This window comes from Phenylobacterium sp. (assembly GCF_036821595.1).
Classification (GTDB): domain Bacteria; phylum Pseudomonadota; class Alphaproteobacteria; order Caulobacterales; family Caulobacteraceae; genus Phenylobacterium.
In genome coordinates this window covers 1-1,797 of record NZ_DAISJG010000178.1, presented here as the reverse complement: position 1 = coordinate 1,797, position 1,797 = coordinate 1, and the positions used below count along the sequence as shown (strand labels likewise).

The following is a 1,797-nucleotide window of genomic DNA, read 5'->3' as shown; positions in this document are numbered from 1 at the left end:
AGGTTCAGGCGGGCCATGGGGCTCCAGTCGAGGCCGGCGGTGACCGTCAGCTTCGGCGTCTGGGCCGGCCGCTTGCCGGTGAGCTGCGGCACGGCCGAGCCGCCGTCCACCTCGGCCTTGGTCGCCGAGAAGGCGGCGCGCCAGGCGAGCGCCTCGGAGAGGTCGCCGAAGGCGTCGCCCTCGATCCCCCAGGCCTCGATCTCGCCCGCGTTCTGCCGCTGGCGCAGCACCCCGCCGGCCGGCACGAAGCCGGCGGTCGGGAAGTTGCCGGGCCCGAAGCCGATGGTGACGTTGGTGATCGGGTCCTTCAGCCGGTTGTAGAAGCCGGTCAGGCCCCAGTTGACCAGGCCCTCGCCGCCCAGGCCGAGCTCGGCGCCCTGCAGGGTCTCCGGCTCGAGGTCGGGGTTGGCCTCGGTGATGTCGTTGCCGACCCGGAAGGGCCGGTGCAGCTCGTTCAGCGTCGGCGGCCGGAAGCCCGCGTAGGCCGCGCCGCGCACGAAGAAGCCCGGCGCGGCCTCGTAGCGCAGCCCCAGCCGGGCCGTGGGCGTCGTTCCCGATGCGCCGTCCGAGGTCTGGTCCAGCAGGACGGCGTTGTTGGCCAGGTCCCACTCGCGGCGGACGCCGTTGGAGGACTTCCAGCCGTCCACGCGGACCCCGCCGGTGACCAGCCAGGCCTCGCGGTCCACCGCGCCCTCCAGATAGGCGCCGCCCACCAGGGTCTCGCCGCCGGCCAGGCGGCCGCGGGTGAAGGCGCCGTTCATGAAGCGGAAGCGCTCGCGCGCCTCGCCCTCGGTCATCCGCACGTCGGCGCCGGCCTCCCAGGCGAGGTCGCCCCACAGCCCCTGCAGGGCCGCGTTGAGGCCGTAGCCGGTGGCCGGCGTGGCGTACTGGTCGTTGGCGGGCGTCGTGCCGCTCCGGTCGGCCGCGACGGCCGCCGAGCTGTTCTTCAGGTCGCTGGTGCGCACCCAGGCCTGCAGCCGCCAGCCGCCGACGCCTTCGGCAGGCGCCTGGGCCAGGGTGAAGGCGGCCGAGCCGCCGGAGGCGATGGCGCGGGTCCCGACCAGGCCCGAGCCGCGGTGCTCCTCGAACACGCCCAGGCGGGCGGCTGCCTGCACGCCGGCGATCTGGCGCTGCACGCGGAAGGCGAAGGAGCCGTTCTCCATGTCGAGCGGCCGGTCGGCGGCTCCGGCGGCGGCCCCGCGAACCGGCGTGTAGCCGTTGGTGGTTTCGGCGCTGGCGGTGACGAGGACGCCCTCCCCCCCGCCGGAGATGGCCGCGCGGTAGCTCTCGCGCTCGCCGGCGGAGACGTCCAGCGCGCCCAGGCCGCCCGTGGCGCCCCGCTCCTGCAGGGCCACGACGCCGGTCAGGGCGCCCGCGCCATAGGGGCCGGCGCCCGCGCCGCGCACCACCGTGGCGCCGGCCAGACCTTCCGGCGGCAGCGCGCTCCAGATCACCCAGCCGCCGAACGGATCGTTCTGCGGCGCGCCGTCCAGGGTCACCAGCGCCCGGCCGGCGCCGGACGGCGCGATGGCCCGCAGGGACAGCCCCTGGGTCGTCGGATTGGCCGCCGCGCTCCCCGTCCGGCGGAACAGCGATACGCCGGGGACCCGCTTCAGCGCCTCGTCGAGTCGCGGGGTGGTCTGAAGGATCTCGGGCCCGATCTGCACCGCGCTGAAGGCGGCCTCTCCCCCTAGAGGGGCCAGTCTCGGCGGATAGACGACGACGACTTCGACGTTGGTGGGCGGGGGTGGGGGGAGGTCAGCCATGGGGCGCTAGGGCTAGCGGCCCGAAATCCCC

General features: G+C 75.6%; 1 protein-coding gene. It reads right to left on the bottom strand.

Annotation, left to right across the window (positions count from 1 at the left end):
* Nucleotides 1–1,766 (bottom strand): TonB-dependent receptor plug domain-containing protein (locus V7Z97_RS20400; RefSeq protein WP_334165460.1); only part of this gene is annotated, 1,766 nt, incomplete at its 3' end.
* Nucleotides 1,767–1,797: the final 31 nt, after the last annotated feature.